Raw genomic sequence first — 22,985 nt, forward strand, 5'->3', positions numbered from 1 at the left:
CGTAGAGGTGGCGAACTGCTGACTACTTGTCCTGCTGCATGGTGGCCCACAGGCCCGCCGCGTGCAGCCTTTTGACGTCGTTCTCCATCGCATCGCGCTCGCCGCTCGACACGACCGCCTTGCCCTCGGAATGCACCTGCATCATCAACTCGGTGGCCTTGGCCTTGCTGTAGCCGAAGAGCTTCTGGAACACGTAGGTGACGTAGTGCATCAAGTTGACCGGGTCGTCCCACACGATGGTGACCCACGGAGTGTCGTGCGCTTCGTCGGCAGCAACGGCCTCGGTTTCGGCCGGCACCGCCTGCGGCGACGCCGCCGCGACTTCGAGTGCCGAGAAGCCGTCCACGGGCAGAAGCGATCCATCCACCGTCAACCAAGGCATGGCAACAGGGTACGGCGTGTCGGGCCGACCCCACACGTTCGCCCCTGCGCTCGTAGTGTGATCGAGGTGAGCAATGACGCGACCACCGATCACACGCTTTCCAGCGACGGAGCCAGCACTGCACTGCTGACCGACCAGTACGAGTACACGATGCTGTCCGCAGCCCTGGCCAGCGGCTATGCAGACAGACCGTGCAGTTTCGAGGTCTTCGCCCGCAGGCTTCCCGGCGGCCGCCGATACGGCGTCGTGGCCGGCACCGAGCGCATTCTCGACGCCGTCGATCGCTTCCGATTCGGCCCGGACGAGCTGCGTGTCGTGTCGAAGTTTCTCGACGCCGACACCATCGAGTGGCTGCGCAACTACCGCTTCACCGGCGACATCGACGGTTACCGCGAGGGCGAGCTGTACTTTCCCGGCTCCCCCGTCCTGACGGTCCGCGGCACGTTCGCCGAGTGCGTGGTCCTGGAAACCGTGGTGCTGTCGATTCTCAATCACGACAGCGCAATCGCCTCTGCGGCAGCGCGCATGGTCGCCTCCGCCGAGGCCAGGCCGATCATCGAAATGGGATCGCGGCGCACCCACGAGGAGGCGGCGGTCGCGGCATCGCGCGCGGCCTACTTGGCCGGCTTCACCGCGACCTCCAACCTCGAAGCAGTCCGACGCCACGGCGTCCCCGGAGCAGGCACGTCGGCCCACTCGTTCACGCTGCTGCACACCACCGCCGACGGCCCCGACGAGAAGGCCGCTTTTGCCGCTCAGGTCCGAGCGCTCGGGGTGGGAACGACACTGCTGGTCGATACCTACGACATCAAGCAGGGCGTGGCCAACGCGATCGAGGTGGCCGGTCCGGAGCTCGGTGGTGTCCGCATCGACTCCGGCGACCTCGGTGTCCTCGCCCGTCAGGTCCGCGCCCAATTGAACGCTCTCGGTGCGCCGAACACGCGGATCGTCGTCTCCGGAGACCTCGACGAGTACGCGATCGCCGCGCTGCGCGCCGAACCCGTCGATTCGTACGGCGTCGGCACGTCGCTGGTCACCGGTTCGGGCGCGCCGACGGCAGGAATGGTCTACAAGCTGGTCACCGTGGACGGCATACCCGTCGCCAAGCGCAGCAGTCACAAGGAATCGCGCGGGGGTACCAAGGCAGCGCTGCGGACCGCGCGTGGGACCGGTACGGCTGTCGAGGAAATAGTGCACCCGTTCGACGCCGCCCCGACGGTCGAAGACGGTCTGACGGTGGAGACGTTGACCACGCCGCTGATGCGTGGCGGCCGGCGCGTCGCCGATCTACCGACTCTCGCCGAGGGCCGGGACCTCCTCGCGCGACGCCTGGTCAGCCTGCCGTGGGAGGGGCTCGCCCTGTCCCAGGGCGAACCGGCGATACCGACCCGGTTCGCCCTGGGCTAGGGGCGGTGTCGGTGCCGAACCCGGTGGGCGATCGGCAGTAGTCTGCTTCGGTGCCGTCGAAGACCGAGTTGCCCACCGTTCCCGCTCTCCTGCAGGTTGCGGTGCACTCGCTCGGTGGCAAGGAACGCAGCAATCAGCTGACGATGGCCTCTGCCGTGGCGCATTCGATCGACACCGGCGAGCATCTCGCGGTGCAGGCGGGCACGGGCACCGGCAAGTCCCTCGCGTATCTCGTGCCCAGCATCAGGCATGCGGTCGAATCGGGAAAGACAGTCATCGTCTCGACGGCCACGATCGCGCTGCAGCGACAGTTGGTCGACCGCGACCTTCCACGTCTGTCCGACGCACTCACCGAAGCTGTGGGTCGGCGTCCGAAGTTCGCGATCCTCAAGGGCCGCAACAATTACTTGTGTATGAACAAGATTCACACCGGTGCCGCGCAGGAGGCACCGGACGCGGAGTTGTTCGACCCGTTCGCCGTCTCGCGGATGGGCCGCGAGGTGGTCCGGCTGACCAAGTGGTCCTCGGAGACCGAAACGGGCGATCGCGACGACGTGGTGCCCGGCGTGAGCGACCAGGCGTGGCGTCAGGTCAGCGTCACCGCTCGCGAGTGCCTCGGGAAATCGCGGTGCCCCGTCGGCGAGGACTGCTTCGCCGAGCGCGCCCGCACCGAGGCCGCACAGGTCGACGTGGTCGTGACCAACCACGCGCTGCTCGCCATCGACGCGATCACCGGAATTCAGATCCTGCCCGAGCACGACGTCGTGGTCGTCGACGAGGCCCACGAATTGGTCGACCGAGTGACCGGCGTTGCCACAGAGGAGCTTTCGGCCGCCACCGTCACCGCGGCCGCACGCCGTAGCGCCAAGCTCATCGAGGAAGAGACCGTCGATCAGCTCGAAGGAGCTGCCGAGAACTGGGCCGCGATTCTGGACGAACTACCGCCCGGTCGATGGCAGTCCCTTCCCGACGGCGTCGGACCGGCCCTGGCGTCCGTCCGCGACGCCGCCTGGGCCGTGCGCACCGCGATCGGCCCGAACAAACAGGGCATGGCGGGCAGTGATCCCGAGGCCGCCGCGGCCCGCAGCGCAGCACTCGTGGCAGTCGACGAGGTGCACGACAGCGCCGTACGAGTGCTCACTGCCTTCGACGAGCCCGACCCGGCCAAGCGCAAGGACGTCGTCTGGCACGCCGTCGACGATTTCCGAGGAAACGTCAAACGCACCGTTCGCATTGCTCCGCTCTCGGTGGGCGGGCTGCTGCGGGCACGGTTGTTCGCCGAATCCACCGTGGTGCTGACCTCGGCGACGCTCACCGTCGGCGGATCCTTCGACGGCCTGGCCGTCAATTGGGGCCTGCCGGCAGAGAAGCCGTCTCGCAGTGACACCGCCATGGCGTCGGGAGTGGAACCACCCTCGGACAACGGATCCATTCGCTGGAATTCGTTGGACGTCGGCTCGCCGTTCGATCACGCTCGCGCCGGCATCATGTACATCGCCAAACATCTGTCTCCGCCCGGACGCGACGGCCTGTCCAAGTCCTCGCTCGACGAGATCGAATCGCTCGTCGAGGCTGCCGGTGGTCGGACGCTCGGGCTGTTCTCGTCGATGCGCGCCGCCAAGGCCGCGGCGGAGGAGATGCGCGAGCGACTCGACACCCCGATCCTCTGCCAGGGTGACGATTCCACCGGCGCACTGGTGCAGAAGTTCGCCGACGACGAGCCCACCTCACTGTTCGGGACGCTGTCGCTGTGGCAGGGCGTCGACGTGCCCGGTCCGTCGCTGAGCCTGGTGATCCTGGATCGAATTCCGTTCCCACGGCCCGACGATCCACTACTGGTGGCTCGGCAGCAGGCCGTCGAATCACGTGGCGGCAACGGCTTTCTCGCCGTCGCCGCCAACCACGCGGCCCTGCTGCTGGCGCAGGGCGTCGGTCGACTGCTCCGTAGCGTCGACGACAAAGGTGTTGTCGCCGTGCTGGATTCGCGCCTGGCGACCGCCCGGTACGGCGGCTATCTGCGCGCGTCCTTACCGCCGTTCTGGGAGACCTCCGACCCGGAGGTGGTCCGCAAGGCCCTCACCCGCCTGGCCGGAAAGTAGCTGCTCCCTACGGCGTCGACACCAGACCGAGCTCGGCATCGGAGGCAAGCCCGTGGTGCCGCGGCAATACCCGCACCGTGTAGCCCACCGCTCCACTGTGCGGTAGCCGCGTCTCGCCCGCGTACACGTGCTCGCCGCCCTCACTGCCCACGTGCGACATCTCGGTGGTGCGAATGTCGCTGAGGTCCTCGCCCTCGTCGACGCGTCCCACCACGGCCTGCACCACGACGGCACCCGGTTCCATACCGCCGAGGTCGACGATGGCGCGCAGCGACAGTTCGGCACCGATGACGGGGGTGTCCGGCAACCCCTCGCTGTCGACTCGGGTGACCTTCACGTTGCGCCACGCCTGCTCGACGCGGCCGCGATACGACGCGACATCCTTGGCGCCGTGGTAGCCGTCGGCCGACACCGCCCGGGCGGAGTGCGCAGCGGGCGCGTAGTAGCCGAGCGTGTAGTCCTGAACCATGCGCGATGCCAACACTTTCGGTCCCAGCTGTTCCAGTGTGTGTCGGACCATCTCGATCCAGCGAGCCGGCACACCGTCCTCCCCGCGATCGTAGAATTTCGGCAGCACCGCCTGCTCGAGCAACTCGTAGAGGGCAGCGGCTTCCAGATCGTCGCGACGATTGTCGTCGGTGATGCCGTCGGCCGTCGGGATCGCCCACCCGTTTTCGCCGTCGTACATCTCGTCCCACCATCCGTCGCGAATCGACAGGTTGAGGCCGCCGTTGAGCGCCGACTTCATTCCGGACGTACCGCAGGCCTCGAGAGGCCGCAGCGGATTGTTCAGCCACACATCGCAACCCCAGTACAGAAAGCGCGCCATGGACATGTCGTAGTCGGGCAGGAACACGATGCGGTGTCGTACATCGGCCTCGTCGGCGAACTTGACGATCTGCTGAATGAGCGCCTTCCCACCGTCGTCGGCCGGATGCGATTTTCCGGCTACCACCAGCTGAACCGGGCGGACGGGATCGAGCAACATCGCCCGCAATCGCTCGGGTTCGCGCAGCATGAGCGTCAGACGCTTGTACGTCGGTACGCGTCGAGCAAAGCCGACGGTCAACACGTCGGGGTCGAAAACATTTGCAGTCCAGCTTATTTCGGCCTCGGTCGACCCTCGCTCGAGAGCCGAACGGCGCACCCTTCGGCGCACCTCGTCCACCAACTGCGCGCGCAACGCGTTTCGAGTGGACCACACCTGCTCCGAGGACAACGGCCCGTCGGCCTCGGCCTCCCCCTCGGCCCATTCCCGCGCCGCCCACGTCGGCGCGTGGACACCGTTGGTCACCGATCCGATCGGCACCTCCGACGCGTCGAATCCTTGCCACAGGCCGTTGAACATCTCGCGGCTGACGATCCCGTGCAGCTTCGATACTCCGTTGGCGCGCTGACCCAAGCGAAGACCCATGTGCGCCATGTTGAACACCGACGGATCACTCTCGCCGCCCAGCGCCAGAATTCGGCTCATCGGCAGTCCCGGCAACAGGGCCGAGTCCGGTGCACCGTCGCTACCGACGAAATAGTGCCGCACCAGATCGGCGGGGAACCTGTCGATGCCGGCAGGCACCGGGGTGTGGGTGGTGAACACTGTGCCCGCCCGGACGGCGGCCAACGCCGAATCGAAGTCCAACCCGCTACCGGTGACGAGTTCACGGATGCGTTCGACCCCGAGGAAGCCGGCGTGGCCCTCGTTCATGTGGAACACCTCGGGATCGGGCAGACCGTGCGCGCGCGTGTAGGCCCTGATCGCGCGTACTCCGCCGATACCGGCGAGGATCTCCTGCTTGATGCGGTGGTCCTGATCGCCGCCGTACAGGCGGTCGGTGACTCCTCTGAGCTCGGGATCGTTGTCGGCGATGTCGGAATCGAGCAGCAGCAGCGGAACGCGTCCCACCTGAGCGATCCACACGCGGGCCCGCAGCACGCGCGACCCCGGCATCGACACGTGTATCAACACCGGTGAGTCGTTGTCGTCGGTGAGCAGTCGTAGCGGCAGACCGTGCGGGTCCAGGGACGGGTAACGCTCGGCCTGCCACCCGTCGGCCGTCAGCGATTGCCGGAAGTACCCCGAGCGGTAGAGCAGTCCGACGCCGATCAGCGGTAGCCCGAGATCCGACGCCGCCTTGAGGTGGTCACCGGCCAGAATGCCGAGCCCACCCGAGTAGTTCGGCAGTACCTCGGTGACCCCGAACTCCATCGAGAAATAACCGATGCCCGACGGCAGAGCTCGCCCCTCGGCGAGCTCGTTCTGGTACCAGAGGGGTCGGGCGAGGTAGTCGTGTAGATCCGCCTCGGCGGCGTCCAGTTCGGCCAGGAACGATGCGTCTTCGGCGAGTTCTTCGAGCCGTCCGGGTGCGACGGCACCGAGCACAGCCACCGGATCGCGTTCGAGTTCGGTCCACAGCAGCGGATCGATGTGCTCGAAAAGATCCTGCGTGGCCGAATGCCACGACCACCTGAGGTTTGTCGACAGCTCGGCGAGGGCATTCAGACGGGCGGGAAGGTGGGCTCGGACGGTGAATCGACGCAAGGCTTTCACAGAGCCGAACCCTACCCACGGATACCTGTGTCGATGGGGCGCTCGGCGAAAATTTCCTCGTGCGCCCGTCGCGGTCAGTATGCGTCGGCGCACGCGCCATCTGCGCTGCTGCACTACGGTTGACGAGTAGAAGCACACCAAATATCGGTTCGATCAGAGGTTGCGCCCGCGCAGCCATACCTCTAACGAAGAATGGAGTGTGAAGTGACAGGTCGACTTGGTATCGACAATGTCCTTCCAGATACGACGACCGGGAAATACCCCGCGAAAGCGGTGGTGGGCGAGACGTTTCCAGTTTCCGCCGACGTCTGGCGCGAGGGTCACGACGCAGTGGCCGCGACGCTGTCGGTGCGTGGACCGGGAGGCAAGCTCGAACGCATCCCGATGACGCCCGGCCACGAGCCGGACACGTTCGACGCGGTGTTCGTCCCTTCCCGGCCCGGCTACTGGATCTGCCGTATCGAGGCGTGGAGCGATCCGATCAGCACCTGGCGCCACGCCGTCGAGGCGAAGCTCGGAGTGGGCCAGAGCGCCCACGAACTCGCCAACGACCTCGAAATCGGGGCGCGCCTGTTCCTCCGCGCTGCCACCGGCGTTCCTGCGGAGAGCAGGCAGCTGCTCGCCGACGTCGCCGCCGGCCTGCGCGACACCGACCGCCCGCTGCCCGCGCGGGTGTCCTCGGCGTTCGCATCGTCGGTCACCGAGCTGCTGTTCCAGCACCCGCTGCGCGAGCTGGTGACCAGATCGCGGGCCGTGAACGTGTGGGTCGACCGAAACCTGGCCCTCAACGGTGCCTGGTACGAGTTCTTCCCGCGCTCCACGGGAGGGTGGAACGAGGACGGATCACCGCGGCACGGCACGTTCGCGACATCCATCGAGCAGTTACCGCGCATCGCGCGCATGGGCTTCGACATCGTCTACCTGCCTCCGATCCACCCGATCGGCACGATCAACCGCAAGGGCCCGAACAACACGTTGACTCCGGGCCCCGAGGACGTCGGTTCGCCGTGGGCGATCGGATCCAAGGACGGCGGGCACGACGCGATCCATCCCGAGCTGGGAACCGAGGACGACTTCCGTGCGTTCGTCGACGCCTCGCGAGAGCACGGCCTCGAAGTGGCGCTCGATCTGGCCCTGCAGGCCGCTCCGGATCATCCATGGGCCGCAACACATTCGGAGTGGTTCACCGTGTTGCCGGACGGCACCATCGCGTACGCCGAGAATCCGCCGAAAAAGTACCAGGACATCTACCCGATCAATTTCGACAACGACCGTCGTGGCATCTACGAGGAAGTGCTACGCGTGGTCCGATACTGGATCTCGTTGGGCGTCAAGATTTTCCGAGTCGACAATCCACACACCAAGCCACCGGACTTCTGGGAGTGGCTCATCGCCGAGGTCAAGAAGACCGATCCGGACGTGCTGTTCCTGGCCGAGGCGTTCACCCGGCCGGTACGCATGTACGGTCTCGCGCAACGTGGGTTCACGCAGTCGTACACGTACTTCACGTGGCGTACCGCGAAGTGGGAGCTGACCGAGTTCGCCGAGGAGCATGCCCGACGCGCCGACGACGCGCGGCCGAACCTGTTCGTCAACACCCCGGACATCCTGCACGAGAGCCTGCAGCACGGTGGACCCGGAATGTTCGCTCTGCGAGCAGCTCTGGCCGCCACCCTGGCTCCGACGTGGGGCGTGTACTCCGGATACGAGCTGTACGAACATCAGGCCGTGCGCGAGGGCAGCGAGGAGTATCTGGACTCCGAGAAGTACCAGTTGCGACCGCGCGACTTCGAGGGTGCGCTCGCCCGCGGCGAATCGCTGGAGCCGTGGATCACCACCCTCAATTCCATCCGCCGTGCGCATCCGGCCCTGCAGCAACTGCGCAACATCCATTTCCACACGATCGATAACGAAGCGCTGATCGGATACTCCAAGTTCGATCCGCAGACCGGCGACTCGGTGTTGGTGGTCATCAACCTCAACCCGTTCGGAGCCGAGGAGGGCACCGTCCATCTGGACATGCCCGCGCTCGGCCACGACTGGCAGGACACCCTGACGATCAAGGACGAGGTGAGCGGCATCCATTACGACTGGGGCCACACCAACTTCGTCCGACTCGAGCCCTGGACCTCGGTGGCGCACATATTCACGCTCCCCCACATTCCCTATCCGGCACGAATCGAACTGGCCTACCGCGGCAACCGAAAGTGAGTGGATTCAACGTGACCAAGAATCCGACGACGCCCGAAGACACCGTCGCAGCCCCGTCCGACAACGACCTCGATCTCCTCGCCGCTGGTCGGCACTACAACCCGCATTCCGTGCTCGGCGCGCACCCCGTGCCGGGCGGAACAGCAATTCGTGCGCTGAAGCCCGACGCAGAGAAAGTGATCGCGCGCGTCGGAGGCGTCGACCACGAGTTGACCCACGTCGCCCACGGCCTCTTCTCTGCGCTGGTGCCGGTCGAGGACCTGATCGATTACCGGCTCGTGGTCACCTGGCCAGGTGGGCACGTGTCCGAATCTGCCGACGGGTACCGGTTCCTACCGACCCTCGGTGAACTCGACCTGCATCTGTTCGGCGAAGGTCGCCACGAGCGTCTGTGGGACATCCTCGGAGCGCACCAGCAGTCGTACGCCACTCCCGACGGCCCCGTCACCGGCACCTCGTTCGCGGTGTGGGCCCCTGCCGCCCAGGGCGTCACGCTGGTGGGCGACTTCGACGGGTGGACCGGCCGTAGTTGGCCGATGCGCGTCCTCGGCTCCACCGGAGTCTGGGAGCTGTTCGTCCCGAACATCGAACCCGGTGCCCTGTACAAGTTCCGCGTCCACGGCTCCGACGGTTCGGTGAAGGACAAGGCCGACCCGATGGCCTTCGCCACCGAGGTTCCGCCGTCCACCGCGTCGGTCGTGACCGCGTCGACGTACACCTGGAACGACGAGAAGTGGCTCGACACCCGAGCCGGCATCGAACCCACCCAGGCTCCGATGAGCGTCTACGAGATCCATCTGGCGTCGTGGCGACCGGGCCTGGGTTACCGGGAGCTGGCCGAGCAACTGGCCGAGTACATCATCGAGACCGGCTTCACTCACGTGGAGTTGCTTCCGGTCGCCGAGCACCCGTTCGGCGGATCCTGGGGTTACCAGGTGACGTCCTACTACGCACCGACGTCCAGGTTCGGCACTCCGGACGACTTCCGCTTCTTCGTCGACCACCTGCACAGCGCCGGCATCGGCGTCATCGTCGACTGGGTACCCGCCCACTTCCCCAAGGACGAATGGGCCCTCGCCCGGTTCGACGGTGGGCCGCTGTACGAGCACGGAGACCCGCAGCGAGGCGAGCAACTCGACTGGGGCACACTGGTTTTCGACTTCGGCCGACGCGAGGTTCGCAACTTCCTGGTCGCGAACGCGCTCTACTGGATCGACGAATTCCACATCGACGGACTGCGCGTCGACGCCGTCGCCTCGATGCTGTACCTGGACTACTCGCGTCCCGAGGGTGGCTGGTCGCCCAACATCTACGGTGGCCGAGAAAACCTCGAAGCGGTGTCCTTCCTGCAGGAGATGAACGCCACGGTGCACAAGAAGCACCGCGGAGTCGTCACCGTCGCCGAGGAGTCGACCGCCTGGCCGGGCGTCACTCGCCCAACGAACGTCGGCGGGCTCGGGTTCAACATGAAGTGGAACATGGGGTGGATGCACGACACCCTCGGCTTCGTCGGGCGCGATCCCATCCACCGCAGCTACCACCACCACGAGATCACGTTCTCGCTCGTCTACGCGTGGAGCGAGAACTACCTGCTGCCCATCAGCCACGACGAGGTGGTGCACGGCAAGGGCACGCTGTGGACCCGCATGCCCGGGGACGACTACGCCAAGGCCGCAGGGCTGCGCGGAATGCTCGCCTACATGTGGGCACATCCGGGCAAGCAGTTGCTGTTCATGGGCCAGGAGTTCGGTCAGACTCGCGAATGGTCCGAGGAGCGAGGCCTGGACTGGTACCAGATCGACGAGGAGCCGTTGCACCGAGGTGTGAAATCGCTTGTCGCAGATCTGAACTCGACGTACCGATCGCATCCGGCACTGTGGACGCTGGACACCTCGCCCAGTGGCTACTCGTGGATCGACGCCAACGACACCGAGAACAACGTGCTCAGCTTTCTGAGGTACGGCTCCGACGGTTCGGTTGTCGCGTGTATTTTCAACTTCTCCGGTTCCGAGCACGGCAGCTATCGTGTGGGACTACCGGAACCAGGCCGTTGGATCGAGATCCTCAACACCGATGCAACGGAGTACGGCGGCTCCGGAATGGGCAACCTGGGTGAAGTGACGGCAACATCGCACTCGTGGCACGGTCGACCGGCATCAGGCCAGGTTGCACTTCCCGCCAACGGGGCGATCTGGATCAAATTGGAGCAGTAGATGACCGGCGGCCGCAGACCACGACTTCTGGCTGCGGCCGCCACTGCAGGGTTACTACTGTTGACATCGTGCGCCGCCACCGTCGGCGGTAATGCAGTGTCGATCTACGAGAATCCGTTCACGGTCGCCGGCCTTCCGGTCACCAGCGGACCGAGCGGACCGCGTCCGGGAGTACCGGATTCGACCATCGCCGTCGAGAACGCCGAAGGCACCGACTCGGACATCTTGGCAACCAACGCGATCGACGACATCCAGCAGTTCTGGGCCGAGCAGTATCCGGCCCTGTTCAAGGGCTCGTTCACGCCGGTCTCGACATTGACCTCGTGGGATGCGTCGGAGGACGAGGGATCCGGCATCCGGTTCTGTGGAGACAGAACCGGTGGAGTTCCCAATGCCGCGTACTGCACCCGCGACGACTCGATCGGGTGGGACCGCACCATTCTGCTTCCGGCGTTGGTCGACGCGTTCGGGCCGATGTCGGTGGTCATGGTGATCGCGCACGAATACGGCCACGCGATCCAGCATCAGTCGGGACTCGTCGGCGACGACACCCCGACCATCGTGGCCGAGCAGCAAGCCGACTGTTTCGCCGGCGCATTCATCCGCCATGTCGCAGAAGGCGATTCGCAGCACTTCACCATCAACACCTCGGATGGGCTCAACGGTGTTCTTGCTGCGACCGTCGCGGTGCGCGACGTGGACCCCAACGATCCCGAATCGGTACACGGGTCCGCATTCGAACGAGTGACTGCCGTGCAGATCGGGTTCACCGACGGTGCAGCTGCCTGCACACGCATCGACGAGGCCGAAATCGATTCACGCCGAGCGTCGTTGCCGCAGAAGTTCGACAGCGCCGACGACTCCGGCGAGCTACCGGTCACCGAGGACTCCCTGGGCGCATTCACGCGATCGTTCGAGACGGCGCTTCCCGTCGCCGATCCCCCGACCGTGGACTACTCAGGATCGGACACCGGGTGCACCGACGCCGAGGCCACCACTCCGGTGTCGTACTGCCCGTCGACCAACACCATCGGTGTCGATGTGGAGGACCTGGCCGAAATAGGGCAACCCGAGACACCTCAGCGCGGAGACATCCTGCCACTCAACGTATCCGGTGACTACAGCGCGTACGTATTGTTCGCGTCTCGCTACACCCTCGCAGTACAGAAGGAAGCGGGCCAGACGCTCGACGACCCTCAGACCGCACTTCGATCCGCATGCCTGTCCGGGGTCATCACCGCAGCGTTGAGCGCCGAATCCAACGAGGCCGCTCTCGAAATCCGGCTCTCTCCCGGCGATCTCGACGAAGCCGTCTCCGGTCTACTCAGCGACGGATTGGCCGCCAGCGACGTCAACGGAACGACGCTGCCGTCCGGCTTCTCCCGAGTCGACGCGTTCCGCTCGGGAGTTCTCGGCGGCAAACCCCTGTGCGATTCGCGTTACAGCTGAGGGATTCAGTACAGAGCGGACGCGAGTTTGCGACGCGCCGAGACCACCAGAGGATCGGCGGCGTCGAACAACTCGAACAGCTCCAGTAGGCGGGTACGCAGGGCCGTGCGGTCGTCGCCCGCACTGATCTTGATTCCGTCGATGAGCCGTGCGAAAGCCTGTTCCGGCTGCTGCCCCGCCATTTCCGCGTCGGCCGCATCGATGCGGGCCTGGACATTATTGGGATCGGCGTCGGCCACCTCGACGGCATCGGGTGCAACGTTCTGCACCCGAGCCAGGAACTTGACCTGACGCAACGCGGCGACGGCGTCGGTGTTCTTCGGCTCGGCGTCGATGATTGCCTGATACGCCGCCGCTGCCTTGTCGAAGTCACCCTCGTCGATCGCCTCTTCCGCAGCGACGATGCGCGGATCCTCGACCTCGGGTTCCGGCTCGGCGGCGGGAGCCGACCCGGGTGGACCGGACAGCTTTCCGGCGGTTGCCTGCTCGACGGCCTGCAGCCACTGACGCAACTGCTCGTCGGATTGCGTGCCCTGGAAATCGGCGAGCGGCTGCCCACCCGCGACGGCAACCACCGTGGGAATGGCCTGCACGCCGAATGCCTGCGCGATCTGCGGATTGGAGTCGACATCGACGCGGGCATGTATCCACGTGCCGCCGGCCTCGACGGCAAGTTTCCCGAGCTGACGCGTCAACGCCTGGGACTGCGGCGACCGAGCCGATCCCAGGTCGACGATGACCGGTACCTGCATCGATCGCTGCAGAACCTCGGCTTCGAAATTGGCCGTGGTCACGTCGACGATCGGAGCCAACCCTCCCGCATCGCCACTGGCTTCGGCAGCGGGAGCAGGTGCCGGACGGTCCTTGAGAACGGACAGGTCGACGGCACCGGCAATGGATGCGGGGACGGCGGCCGACGGGCGGACAGGAGGACGGGAACCGGGTCGAGTCACGCCCTACAGTTTGTCACTAACGCGATGCGTCATCCACTGGCGGGCGGTCAGGACAGAACCTTCGCGTCGGCTGCGGGTCGGCCATTGCTCAGCTCGGCAAGGCGTCCGGTACGCACGGCCCAGATCTCGAAGACCACGGTTCCGAAGGGCGGAAATGCCGCGACCAGCGCCAGCAGCGTGGCCTTGACGTCCCACTTCAGCTTGACGGCCGTCAGAACGGCAACGGCAAGGTACACGATGAACACCGCACCGTGGATGGGCCCGAAGATCTTCACGCCGATCTCGTTGCCGTCGGCCGGCAGGTACTTGAACGCCATGCCGACCAGTAGTCCGAGCCAGGTGAACGCTTCGAGCACGGCAATGAAACGGAAGCGTTTGGCCGTGCTGCTCAGGTCGAAGAAATTCGTCATGCCCGCTATTGTGCCCGGTTTGCTACGACAGAACGTAGTGGCTCTGGTCTCATCGGACCAGAGCCACTACCGACTCAGCTCTTCGGGACTCGAACGATGAGCGCGTCGCCCTGTCCGCCGCCGCCGCACAATGCTGCGGCGCCCACTCCGCCACCGCGTCGCTGCAGCTCGAGAGCCAGGTGCAGTGCGATGCGAGCGCCCGACATTCCGAGGGGATGACCGATCGAAATCGCCCCGCCGTTGACGTTGACGATCTCCGGGTCGATGCCGAGCTCACGCGTCGACGCGATTCCGACCGCTGCGAACGCCTCGTTGATCTCGACGACGTCGAGGTCCTTCGGGTCGATGCCTTCCTTCGCGCAGGCCTTGGCGATGGCGCGAGCGGGCTGCGACTGCAGGGTGGAGTCGGGGCCGGCCACCACACCGTGCGCGCCGATCTCGGCGAGCCAGGTCAATCCGAGCGACTCGGCCTTGTCCTTGCTCATCACGACGACGGCGGCGGCACCGTCGGAAATCTGCGACGCGGATCCGGCAGTGACTGTGCCCGCCTTGTCGAACGCGGGGCGAAGCTTGCCGAGGGAATCGACCGTGGTGTCGGCCCGGATTCCTTCGTCGGCAGTGAACTGGATGGGCTCACCCTTGCGCTGCGGAATCGACACGGGCACTACCTCGTCGTCGAAGACCCCGTTCTTCCACGCCGCGGCAGCCTTCTGATGCGATCCGGCCGCGAAGGTGTCCTGCTCCTCACGGCTGATGGCTTCGGAGCTCTGATTGCGCTGCTCGGTGAGCGCGCCCATGGCCTGGTCGGTGAAGATGTCGTACAGACCGTCGTATGCGAGGTGGTCGCGCATGGTGACATCGCCGTACTTGAATCCCGCCCGCGACTTCTCCAGCATGTGCGGTGCCTGGGTCATCGATTCCTGGCCGCCGGCGACGACGATCTCGAACTCCCCCGCGCGAATGAGCTGGTCAGCGAGCGCGATGGCGTCGACGCCGGAGAGACACACCTTGTTGATGGTCAGAGCCGGAACGGTCATCGGGATACCTGCAGCGACGGCGGCCTGTCGGGCCGGGATCTGCCCGGCACCCGCAGTGAGGACCTGGCCCATGATGACGTAGTCGACCTGATCCGGAGCGACGCCGGCCTTCTCGAGTGCGCCCTTGATGGCAATTCCGCCGAGGTCGGAACCCGAGAAGTCCTTGAGCGCACCCGAGAAGCGCCCGACGGGCGTACGAGCACCGGCGACGATGACTGTTGTGGTCACGATTTCCTCCGAAAGTGTGAAGACGGCCTTGTGGAGATCAACGCTCGCCAGGCTCCCTACCGATACCAGCCTGGCGGAACACCGTGACGCAGCTGACGCTAACGTCTTGTCCATGACCTCCAGCACGCAGTCTTACACGGGCGCCCCACTCCGCTCCGACCTGGTGACGGCTATCGACCACGTCGGTGTCGCGGTACCCGACCTCGATGCCGCAATCGCCTGGTACACCGACCACCTGGGCATGGTTGCGGTGCACGAGGAAGTCAACGAAGAACAAGGCGTGCGCGAGGCGATGCTCTCGTTCCCCGGGGCAGGCGAAAAGTCGGCAGCACTGCAGTTGCTCGCGCCCATCGACGAATCCTCGACCATCGCGAAGTTCATCGACCGAAACGGCCCCGGACTCCAACAGTTGGCGTATCGGGTCACCGACATCGAGGAGATCTCCTCCGAGTTGCGCGCCCGCGGCGTTCGGTTGCTCTACGACGCTCCCCGCCGCGGTACTGCCGATTCGCGTATCAACTTCGTCCACCCCAAGGACGCAGGCGGAGTACTGATCGAACTGGTCGAACCGAACCACAACGCGCACTGACCGAACTCGGTGATTACGCCGTATGGCTCTCCACTTGACTCACCGGTAAATTGACGGCCATGGCCATCGATCATGAACGCACTTCCACGGTGCAACTTCCCTTTTCCATCGTTCGGAAGGGGTTCGATCGCGACGAAGTCACCAACTACTTCGAGCGATTCGACGCCGAATTACGGCTGACGACGGCCGACCGTGATGCCGCCGCGGCACAGGCGCGTGATCTGGCCAAGCAACTCGACGACGCTCGCGACGAGATCGACGAACTGCGCAAGGACATCGACCGTCTCTCGGTGCCGCCGACCACCGCGGAAGGCATGAGCGATCGCATCTCCCGCATGTTGCGACTGGCGTCCGACGAGGCTTCCGAGGTTCGCGCGAAGGCGCACGCGGAGTCCGAGGAGATGATCTCGGTTGCGCAGCAGGAGAGCACTCGCCTGCGAAGCCGTCACGAATCGTTGGTCGCAGAACTCGAGGAGCGCCGCACGGCACTCGAAACCGAGCACGAGCAGACCATGGCGCAGGCACGCACCGAGGCTGCGCGCGTCGTCGAGGCCGCACAGGCAGAGCGCGACAAGCTGGCTGCGGAGTCCGAGGCCAAGCGCGCCGAGGTTCAGGAAGACTTCGAGATCACGATGGCCGAGCGCCGCACCAAGGTGCTCACCGCGCTCGAAGAACTGGAAGCGTCGAGCAAGGCCGATGCTGCTCGCCGTATCGAAGAGGCGACGACCGAGGCCGCACGCCGGCTGCAGTCCGCCAGCGAGCAAGCCGAGCGGCGCATCGCGCACTCGAAGGAATTGGCCGAGGAGCTGCGCGTGCTGCGAAGTCGCGTCCTCGCTCAGCTACTGGGTATCCGGGGCCAGCTCGATTCGGTACCGGCCATGCTGGCCTCGGTCAACCGCGAAAGCGAGTTGTTGGACAACCCCGACCCGACGGCCATCCTCAAGAAAGAAGAAGAGAAGGCTGCGGCGAAGGCCGAGAAGGACAACGACGAAGAGAAGGAATCCGCCGACTCGGCGTCCTGACTTCGCAGCACACGCTCGGCCTCCCCCGCTAGGACCATCTACGGGTGAGGCCTCGCGTGTTTCTGCCGCTCCAACACCCCGTGTGCCAATGTCTGCGGTTGTCGGCTCCCCCGAAGTCGTCCGACGGCCACGCCACGATGTGGGCGACCCCTGGCCGCACCTCGTGATCGCAGCCTGGGCAACGGTACGTCTTGACGGCCTTGGCACCGGGAATCATCCGCGTCGTGTACGTGTCCCCGTCAGGACCCACCTCGACGCGATTGCCGCCCAGGACGGAATCGGTAGCCGGGCCGAGACTGCTCGGACCACTCCGACTCGCTTTGCGGGGCTGATTGCGACGAGGCACGCATCCAGTGTAGAGAATCGCGCCGCTTCGGCAGACAGACGTCAGAAGAGCCGGAACTCGGTGCTGTCGGTGCCGCGGAGAACGTCGTAGTCGAGTGTCAGACAACGTATACCGCGATCGGTGGCCAGAGTCTTCGCCTGCGGCTTGATGACCTGGGCGGCGAACACACCGCTGACCGGTGCCAGCAACGGGTCACGATTGAGCAGTTCGAGGTACCGAGTCAACTGCTCCACACCGTCGATTTCACCGCGACGCTTGATCTCGACGGCGACAGTGCCACCATCTGCGTTGCGGCACAACAGATCCACCGGTCCGATTGCCGTCATGTATTCACGCCGCACCAGGGTGTACCCCTCACCGAGGGTGTTGACGTGTTCTGCGAGCAACTCCTGCAGATGAGCCTCGACACCGTCTTTGACCAACCCTGGATCGATACCCAATTCATGACTGGAATCGAGTTCGACGTCGTCGATCGTGATGCGAAGTTCTTCGCCCGCCTTGTTGGTGACGACCCATTTGATGGTCTCGTCCTCGGTGGTCTCGACCATCCAACAGGGCGGAGACATCCAGTTGAGGGGCTTGTACGCCCTGTCGTCCGCGTGCACACTGACCGATCCGTCGGACTTGACGAGCAGCAGGCGTCGAGCGGAAGGGAGATGTGCGGTGAGGCGGCCGATGTAGTCCACTTGGCAACGAGCAATAACTAAACGCACTCGACCACCATAAGGCAGCACGGCCGTTACTCTGTGACCACCATGCCCCAATTCAGACGATCTGCCGCTCCGCTGGGTTCCCGGCTCCTCGGAGACACCACCGAATCGCCGCGCCGACGCCGGATCCGAATCCAGCTGTTGCTGACGGTGTTCCTGGTCCTGTCCAACCTGATCGGTGCGGTGATCGTCGGTGTCCTCATCAGTGTCGTCGTTCCAGGCCCGGACGTTCTGGACATGGACCGCTACTGGTGGGTGAACTTCATCGTCGTCCCGGTGTACGTCTTTCTCGCATTCCTGGTCGGTGTCGTCTGGGGCACCACACGTGCGCTGAGCAGTCTGCGGTGGGGCATCGAGGATCGCGAACCCACCCGATCCGAGCAGGTTGCGACGCTGGCAATGCCCTGGCGCCTGACGCGCATGCAGATTGCGCTGTGGACCGGTGGACTGATTCTGCTCACCACGATCGACGGCATCATCGACCCCCAGGCAATCCCGAAGGTGGCGTTCACCATCGCCGCGGGCGGCACAGTCGTATGTGCCTTCAGCTACCTGCTCAGCGAGTTCGCTCTGCGGCCCATCGCGGCTCGTGCCCTGCAAGCGGGCGACCCACGGCGCATCCGGATCGCCGGTGTCATGGGGCGTTCCATCCTGTCGTGGTTGCTGGGAACCGGCGTTCCGGTCTCCGGACTGATGATGATCGCGGTGTTCCGCTTCCTTCGACCCGAGACCAGTGCAAACCAGCTCGCTGTGTCCATCCTCGCGCTCGGCGGCATCACCATCGTCTTCGGATTCGCCCTGACCGTCCTGGGCGGTTTCGCGACCACCTCCCCCATCAACAACGTGCGGGCGGGCATGGCCGAAGTCGAGAAGGGCAACATGGATGTCCGACTCGCGGTGTACGACGGCACCGAGCTCGGCGAACTGCAGAGCGGTTTCAACCGCATGGCCGACGGTGTGCGCGATCGAGAGAAGATCCGCGACCTGTTCGGACGACACGTCGGACACGAGGTAGCCGAAAAGGCCCTGCAGTCCGAGAGTGAACTCGGGGGCCAGGAGCGCGATATCGCAGTGTTCTTCATCGACCTGGTGGGCTCCACCGAATTGGCCGCGTCACGACCGCCCACCGAGGTGGTGGATCTACTCAACCGCTTCTTCGCGGTAGTCGTCGACGAGGTGGACGAACACGGCGGCTTCATCAACAAATTCGAGGGCGACGCGGCGCTCGCCATCTTCGGAGCACCGAACGACATTCCGGATCACTGCGGATCGGCACTCTCGGCCGCACGTGCCATTGCCCGCCGATTGCTGGTCGAAGTACCCGAGTGCAGCGCAGCCGTCGGCGTTGCTGCCGGCCGAGCCGTTGCCGGCAATGTCGGAGCAAAATCGCGATTCGAGTACACCGTCATCGGAGATCCGGTCAACGAGGCTGCGCGATTATCGGAACTGGCCAAGAGCGCTCCCGGTGCGATACTCGCTTCCAAGACAGCGGTAGACGGTGCTGCCGAGAACGAAGCGGACCGCTGGGAATTCGGTGATCGAGTAACCCTTCGCGGACGATCCGCAGAGACAGTTCTGGCGAACCCCAAGGACGTGAAGGTTTCCGCAGACGAGGCCGAATCCGTTCACGTCTGATCCACCCGATCACTGGGCTCAGTACGTGTAGTGCACTGTGCCCCTGCCGTTTTCATCACTGACGACTCGGCCGTCCTGTGCCCGGTCCCCCTCGAGAATGCGCGCGCGTTTGTCGAACGCTCACGACATCGCTGACGATTCTGCGCGCGCCTCGCGAATGCGAGCGCGTCTGCAGAATCGGAGTTTGCCCACGATCGATCGCCAAGCTTCGATGGGCAATAGTTGGTTTGTTGGGGTTGGGTTCGGTTCGACGGCCCGACAAACGCGCACGCGTTTGTCGGGTGCGCGCAGTCTGGTGTCACTGTTCTGCTCGCGTCCGGCGAGTGCGCGCGCGTTCGCGCCCCGGGGGCGAGGGGAAGGGGGTCCGTATGGCGAGTGATGGGACTGGGGTGCACGTGTGGATGCCTGCGCGTTCAGTTCGACGAAAGCGGCGAATACTGTTGCGTTGGTGTTGGTTTCGAATGCAAAATGCCCCTGACCACGGGTGGTCAGGGGCATTTTGGGATGTTGTGTTCGGCGGTGTCCTACTCTCCCACACCCTGTCGAGTGCAGTACCATCGGCGCTGGAGGGCTTAGCTTCCGGGTTCGGAATGGGACCGGGCGTTTCCCCTCCGCTATGGCCGCCGTAACTCTGCGAAACAGTGTCACGAGCGGTCTCAGTCGGAGAACACATCTCCCCCACATGCTGTCGGGGGTTGTGTTTCGTTCTTGGACCTGTATTCGGTTGTGTTACTGAACAACTACTCGTGTGTTGTTTCAGATATTGCACAGTGGACGCGTAGCTTCTTTGTGGTAAGTCCTCGGCCTATTAGTACCAGTCACCTGCATACATTGCTGTACTTCCAGTTCTGGCCTATCAACCCGGTGGTCTGCCGGGGGCCTTACCCCCTCGAGGGGGTGAGAAACCTCATCTTGGAACAGGCTTCCCGCTTAGATGCTTTCAGCGGTTATCCCTTCCGAACGTAGCCAACCAGCGGTGCTCCTGGTGGAACAACTGGCACACCAGAGGTTCGTCCGTCCCGGTCCTCTCGTACTAGGGACAGCCTTCCTCAAGTTTCTTACGCGCGCGGCGGATAGAGACCGAACTGTCTCACGACGTTCTAAACCCAGCTCGCGTGCCGCTTTAATGGGCGAACAGCCCAACCCTTGGGACCTACTCCAGCCCCAGGATGCGACGAGCCGACATCGAGGTGCCAAACCATCCCGTCGATATGGACTCTTGGGGAAGATCAGCCTGTTATCCCCGGGGTACCTTTTATCCGTTGAGCGACACCGCTTCCACTTGCCGGTGCCGGATCACTAGTCCCGACTTTCGTCCCTGCTCGACTTGTCAGTCTCACAGTCAAGCTCCCTTGTGCACTTGCACTCAACACCTGATTGCCAACCAGGCTGAGGGAACCTTTGGGCGCCTCCGTTACATTTTAGGAGGCAACCGCCCCAGTTAAACTACCCACCAGGCACTGTCCCTGAACCAGATCATGGTCCGAGGTTGAGGTATCCAATACGATCAGAGTGGTATTTCAACAACGACTCCACAGTAACTGGCGTCACCGCTTCACAGTCTCCCACCTATCCTACACAAACCGAACCGAACACCAATACCAAGCTGTAGTGAAGGTCCCGGGGTCTTTTCGTCCTGCCGCGCGTAACGAGCATCTTTACTCGTAATGCAATTTCGCCGAGTCTATGGTTGAGACAGCTGAGAAGTCGTTACGCCATTCGTGCAGGTCGGAACTTACCCGACAAGGAATTTCGCTACCTTAGGATGGTTATAGTTACCACCGCCGTTTACTGGGGCTTAAATTCTCAGCTTCGCCATTACTGGCTAACCGGTCCTCTTAACCTTCCAGCACCGGGCAGGCGTCAGTCCGTATACATCGTCTTACGACTTCGCACGGACCTGTGTTTTTAGTAAACAGTCGCTTCTCACTGGTCTCTGCGGCCCACACCAGCTCACACTGCAAGAGTGATCACCGGCAGGGGCCCCCCTTCTCCCGAAGTTACGGGGGCATTTTGCCGAGTTCCTTAACCATAGTTATCTCGATCGCCTTAGTATTCTCTACCTGACCACCTGTGTCGGTTTGGGGTACGGGCCGTGTAACAACTCACTAGAGGCTTTTCTCGGCAGCATAGGATCACTGAATTCGCCTCAATCGGCTACGCATCACCTCTCAGGCTTGATGAACGGCGGATTTGCCTACCGTTCGCCCTACAGGCTTACACCAGTACAACCACTGACTGGCCCAGCTACCTTCCTGCGTCACCCCATCGCTTGGCTACTACCAGATCAGGTCCCACGCATCCACCACACGCCTCACTCTCGAAAGAGATCGGTCATATGGATTCAGGGTGGTTAGTGTCACTGATTCACCATGGGCGCGGTTACACGGGTACGGGAATATCAACCCGTTGTCCATCGGCTACGCCTGTCGGCCTCGTCTTAGGTCCCGACTCACCCTGGGCGGATTAACCTGGCCCAGGAACCCTTGGTCATTCGGCGGACGAGTTTCTCACTCGTCTTTCGCTACTCATGCCTGCATTCTCACTCGCGCAGCCTCCACACCTGGATCACTCCGATGCTTCCATGGCTGCACGACGCTCCCCTACCCACCCACACACCTGCACAAACACCCGCAAACATGAAGCGGGCTATTGTGTGAGTGCCGCAGCTTCGGTGGTGTACTTGAGCCCCGCTACATTGTCGGCGCAGGATCACTTGACCAGTGAGCTATTACGCACTCTTTCAAGGGTGGCTGCTTCTAAGCCAACCTCCTGGTTGTCTTCGCGACCCCACATCCTTTTCCACTTAGTACACGCTTAGGGACCTTAGCTGGCGATCTGGGCTGTTTCCCTCTCGACTACGAACCTTATCGCCCGCAGTCTCACTGCCACGCTCTCACTCACCGGCATTCGGAGTTTGGCTGATTTCGGTAAGCTTGTAGGCCCCCTAGACCATCCAGTAGCTCTACCTCCGGTGAGAAACACGTGACGCTGCACCTAAATGCATTTCGGGGAGAACCAGCTATCACGGAGTTTGATTGGCCTTTCACCCCTACCCACAACTCATCCCCTCAGTTTTCAACCTAAGTGGGTTCGGTCCTCCACGACGTCTTACCGTCGCTTCAACCTGGCCATGGGTAGATCACTCCGCTTCGGGTCTAGAACACGCCACTACACCACACAAGGTGGATACGCCCTATTCGGACTCGCTTTCGCTACGGCTACCCCACACGGGTTAACCTCGCGACATGCCACTAACTCGCAGGCTCATTCTTCAAAAGGCACGCCATCACCACCAACAGTAAACTGTTCGACGGCTTTGACGGATTGTAAGCGCACGGTTTCAGGTACTATTTCACTCCCCTCCCGGGGTACTTTTCACCTTTCCCTCACGGTACTAGTCCGCTATCGGTCACCAGGGAGTATTCAGGCTTATCGGGTGGTCCCGACAGATTCACAGCAGATTTCACGGGCCCGCTGCTACTTGGGTATCCACAACGACAGTTGCAATGTTTTCGTCTACGGGACTCTCACCCTCTACGACAGGCCGTTCCAGACCACTTCGACTAACACCACAATTTCTCACTGTCGGCCGATCCGGCAGAATCGACAATGCAAACCCCACAACCCTCCATACGCAACCCCTGCCGGGTATCACACGCACAAAGTTTGGCCTCATCCGCTTTCGCTCGCCACTACTCACGGAATCACTATTGTTTTCTCTTCCTGTGGGTACTGAGATGTTTCAC

Annotated in this window: 15 protein-coding genes and 2 rRNA genes (1 of these 17 running past the window's edge); 8 read left to right on the top strand and 9 right to left on the bottom strand. The window is 63.7% G+C overall.

Features of this window, described 5'->3' with window-relative positions:
* Positions 1-22 precede the first annotated feature (22 nt).
* Positions 23-382 (bottom strand): ATP-dependent Clp protease adapter ClpS, encoded by a 360-nt coding sequence (gene clpS / locus K414_RS0120635; protein WP_228139244.1) that lies wholly within the window; start codon positions 380-382, stop codon positions 23-25.
* Positions 383-532: 150 nt separating this feature from the next.
* Here clpS and K414_RS0120640 point away from each other — a divergent pair, with 150 nt between their 5' ends.
* Together K414_RS0120640 and K414_RS0120645 are read left to right on the top strand one after the other, a co-directional pair.
* The gene (locus K414_RS0120640) at positions 533-1,789 is read left to right on the top strand and encodes a nicotinate phosphoribosyltransferase (RefSeq protein WP_237606534.1); all 1,257 of its coding nucleotides are present in this window, start codon (positions 533-535) and stop codon (positions 1,787-1,789) included.
* A 50-nt stretch (positions 1,790-1,839) separates the two neighbouring features.
* Positions 1,840-3,888 carry an ATP-dependent DNA helicase gene (locus K414_RS0120645; protein ID WP_027497672.1) on the top strand — a complete coding sequence of 683 codons (2,049 nt, stop codon included), beginning with the start codon at positions 1,840-1,842 and terminating at the stop codon, positions 3,886-3,888.
* A 7-nt stretch (positions 3,889-3,895) separates the two neighbouring features.
* Here K414_RS0120645 and glgP read toward each other — a convergent pair whose 3' ends face one another.
* A complete protein-coding gene (glgP, locus tag K414_RS0120650; RefSeq protein WP_027497673.1) occupies positions 3,896-6,433 on the bottom strand; it encodes an alpha-glucan family phosphorylase in 2,538 nt (845 codons plus the stop codon).
* A gap of 204 nt (positions 6,434-6,637) precedes the next feature.
* Between glgP and K414_RS0120655 the strand changes: the two genes are divergently transcribed.
* From K414_RS0120655 to K414_RS0120665, 3 genes are read left to right on the top strand one after another with little or no spacing between them, the layout of a single operon-like run.
* Entirely contained in the window at positions 6,638-8,644 is a 2,007-nt protein-coding gene (locus K414_RS0120655; RefSeq protein ID WP_027497674.1) for a maltotransferase domain-containing protein, read from the top strand.
* Positions 8,645-8,655: 11 nt separating this feature from the next.
* A complete protein-coding gene (gene glgB / locus K414_RS0120660) occupies positions 8,656-10,857 on the top strand; it encodes a 1,4-alpha-glucan branching protein GlgB (RefSeq protein ID WP_027497675.1) in 2,202 nt (733 codons plus the stop codon).
* Entirely contained in the window at positions 10,858-12,306 is a 1,449-nt protein-coding gene (locus K414_RS0120665) for a metallopeptidase (protein WP_027497676.1), read from the top strand. It begins immediately after the preceding gene.
* 5 nt (positions 12,307-12,311) lie between these two features.
* Here K414_RS0120665 and K414_RS0120670 read toward each other — a convergent pair whose 3' ends face one another.
* The 3 genes from K414_RS0120670 to K414_RS0120680 all read right to left on the bottom strand — a co-directional run bounded on the left by K414_RS0120670 (position 12,312) and on the right by K414_RS0120680 (position 14,934).
* Entirely contained in the window at positions 12,312-13,259 is a 948-nt protein-coding gene (locus tag K414_RS0120670; protein WP_237606244.1) for a tetratricopeptide repeat protein, read from the bottom strand.
* Positions 13,260-13,306: 47 nt separating this feature from the next.
* Positions 13,307-13,678, bottom strand: a complete 372-nt coding sequence (locus tag K414_RS0120675) for a DUF3817 domain-containing protein (protein WP_027497678.1) — start codon at positions 13,676-13,678, stop codon at positions 13,307-13,309.
* A 65-nt stretch (positions 13,679-13,743) separates the two neighbouring features.
* On the bottom strand, positions 13,744-14,934 hold the full coding sequence (locus K414_RS0120680; protein ID WP_027497679.1) for an acetyl-CoA C-acetyltransferase: 1,191 nt from the start codon (positions 14,932-14,934) through the stop codon (positions 13,744-13,746).
* A gap of 112 nt (positions 14,935-15,046) precedes the next feature.
* Here K414_RS0120680 and mce point away from each other — a divergent pair, with 112 nt between their 5' ends.
* On the top strand, positions 15,047-15,523 hold the full coding sequence (gene mce, locus K414_RS0120685) for a methylmalonyl-CoA epimerase (RefSeq protein ID WP_027497680.1): 477 nt from the start codon (positions 15,047-15,049) through the stop codon (positions 15,521-15,523).
* Positions 15,524-15,582: 59 nt separating this feature from the next.
* The gene (locus K414_RS0120690) at positions 15,583-16,545 is read left to right on the top strand and encodes a hypothetical protein (protein WP_027497681.1); all 963 of its coding nucleotides are present in this window, start codon (positions 15,583-15,585) and stop codon (positions 16,543-16,545) included.
* 28 nt (positions 16,546-16,573) lie between these two features.
* On the opposite strand, the gene K414_RS29645 is transcribed toward K414_RS0120690, so the two are convergent.
* Positions 16,574-16,891: an ATP/GTP-binding protein gene (locus K414_RS29645; protein WP_072692233.1), complete on the bottom strand. Its 318-nt coding sequence runs from the start codon at positions 16,889-16,891 to the stop codon at positions 16,574-16,576.
* A 41-nt stretch (positions 16,892-16,932) separates the two neighbouring features.
* A complete protein-coding gene (nucS, locus tag K414_RS0120695) occupies positions 16,933-17,604 on the bottom strand; it encodes an endonuclease NucS (protein WP_027497682.1) in 672 nt (223 codons plus the stop codon).
* A gap of 42 nt (positions 17,605-17,646) precedes the next feature.
* Here nucS and K414_RS0120700 point away from each other — a divergent pair, with 42 nt between their 5' ends.
* Complete coding sequence (locus K414_RS0120700) at positions 17,647-19,236, top strand: adenylate/guanylate cyclase domain-containing protein (protein ID WP_027497683.1); 1,590 nt, start codon at positions 17,647-17,649, stop codon at positions 19,234-19,236.
* Between the two features lie 511 nt (positions 19,237-19,747).
* Here the strand turns inward: K414_RS0120700 and rrf are convergent.
* Both rrf and K414_RS0120710 read right to left on the bottom strand, forming a co-directional pair.
* A 5S ribosomal RNA gene (gene rrf, locus K414_RS0120705) occupies positions 19,748-19,864 on the bottom strand.
* A 160-nt stretch (positions 19,865-20,024) separates the two neighbouring features.
* A 23S ribosomal RNA gene (locus K414_RS0120710) occupies positions 20,025-22,985 on the bottom strand; it runs 194 nt beyond the window's last position.

Origin of the sequence: Rhodococcus sp. JG-3 (assembly GCF_000482405.1) — a bacterium.
Classification (GTDB): Bacteria; Actinomycetota; Actinomycetes; order Mycobacteriales; family Mycobacteriaceae; genus Rhodococcoides; species Rhodococcoides fascians.

Coding starts and splice junctions, on each gene's coding strand:
- clpS (WP_228139244.1), bottom strand. CDS start 382: ATGCCTTGGTTGACGGTGGATGGATCGCTTCTGCCCGTGGACGGCTTC.
- K414_RS0120640 (WP_237606534.1), top strand. CDS start 533: ATGCTGTCCGCAGCCCTGGCCAGCGGCTATGCAGACAGACCGTGCAGT.
- K414_RS0120665 (WP_027497676.1), top strand. CDS start 10,858: ATGACCGGCGGCCGCAGACCACGACTTCTGGCTGCGGCCGCCACTGCA.
- mce (WP_027497680.1), top strand. CDS start 15,047: ATGACCTCCAGCACGCAGTCTTACACGGGCGCCCCACTCCGCTCCGAC.
- K414_RS0120690 (WP_027497681.1), top strand. CDS start 15,583: ATGGCCATCGATCATGAACGCACTTCCACGGTGCAACTTCCCTTTTCC.
- K414_RS0120700 (WP_027497683.1), top strand. CDS start 17,647: ATGCCCCAATTCAGACGATCTGCCGCTCCGCTGGGTTCCCGGCTCCTC.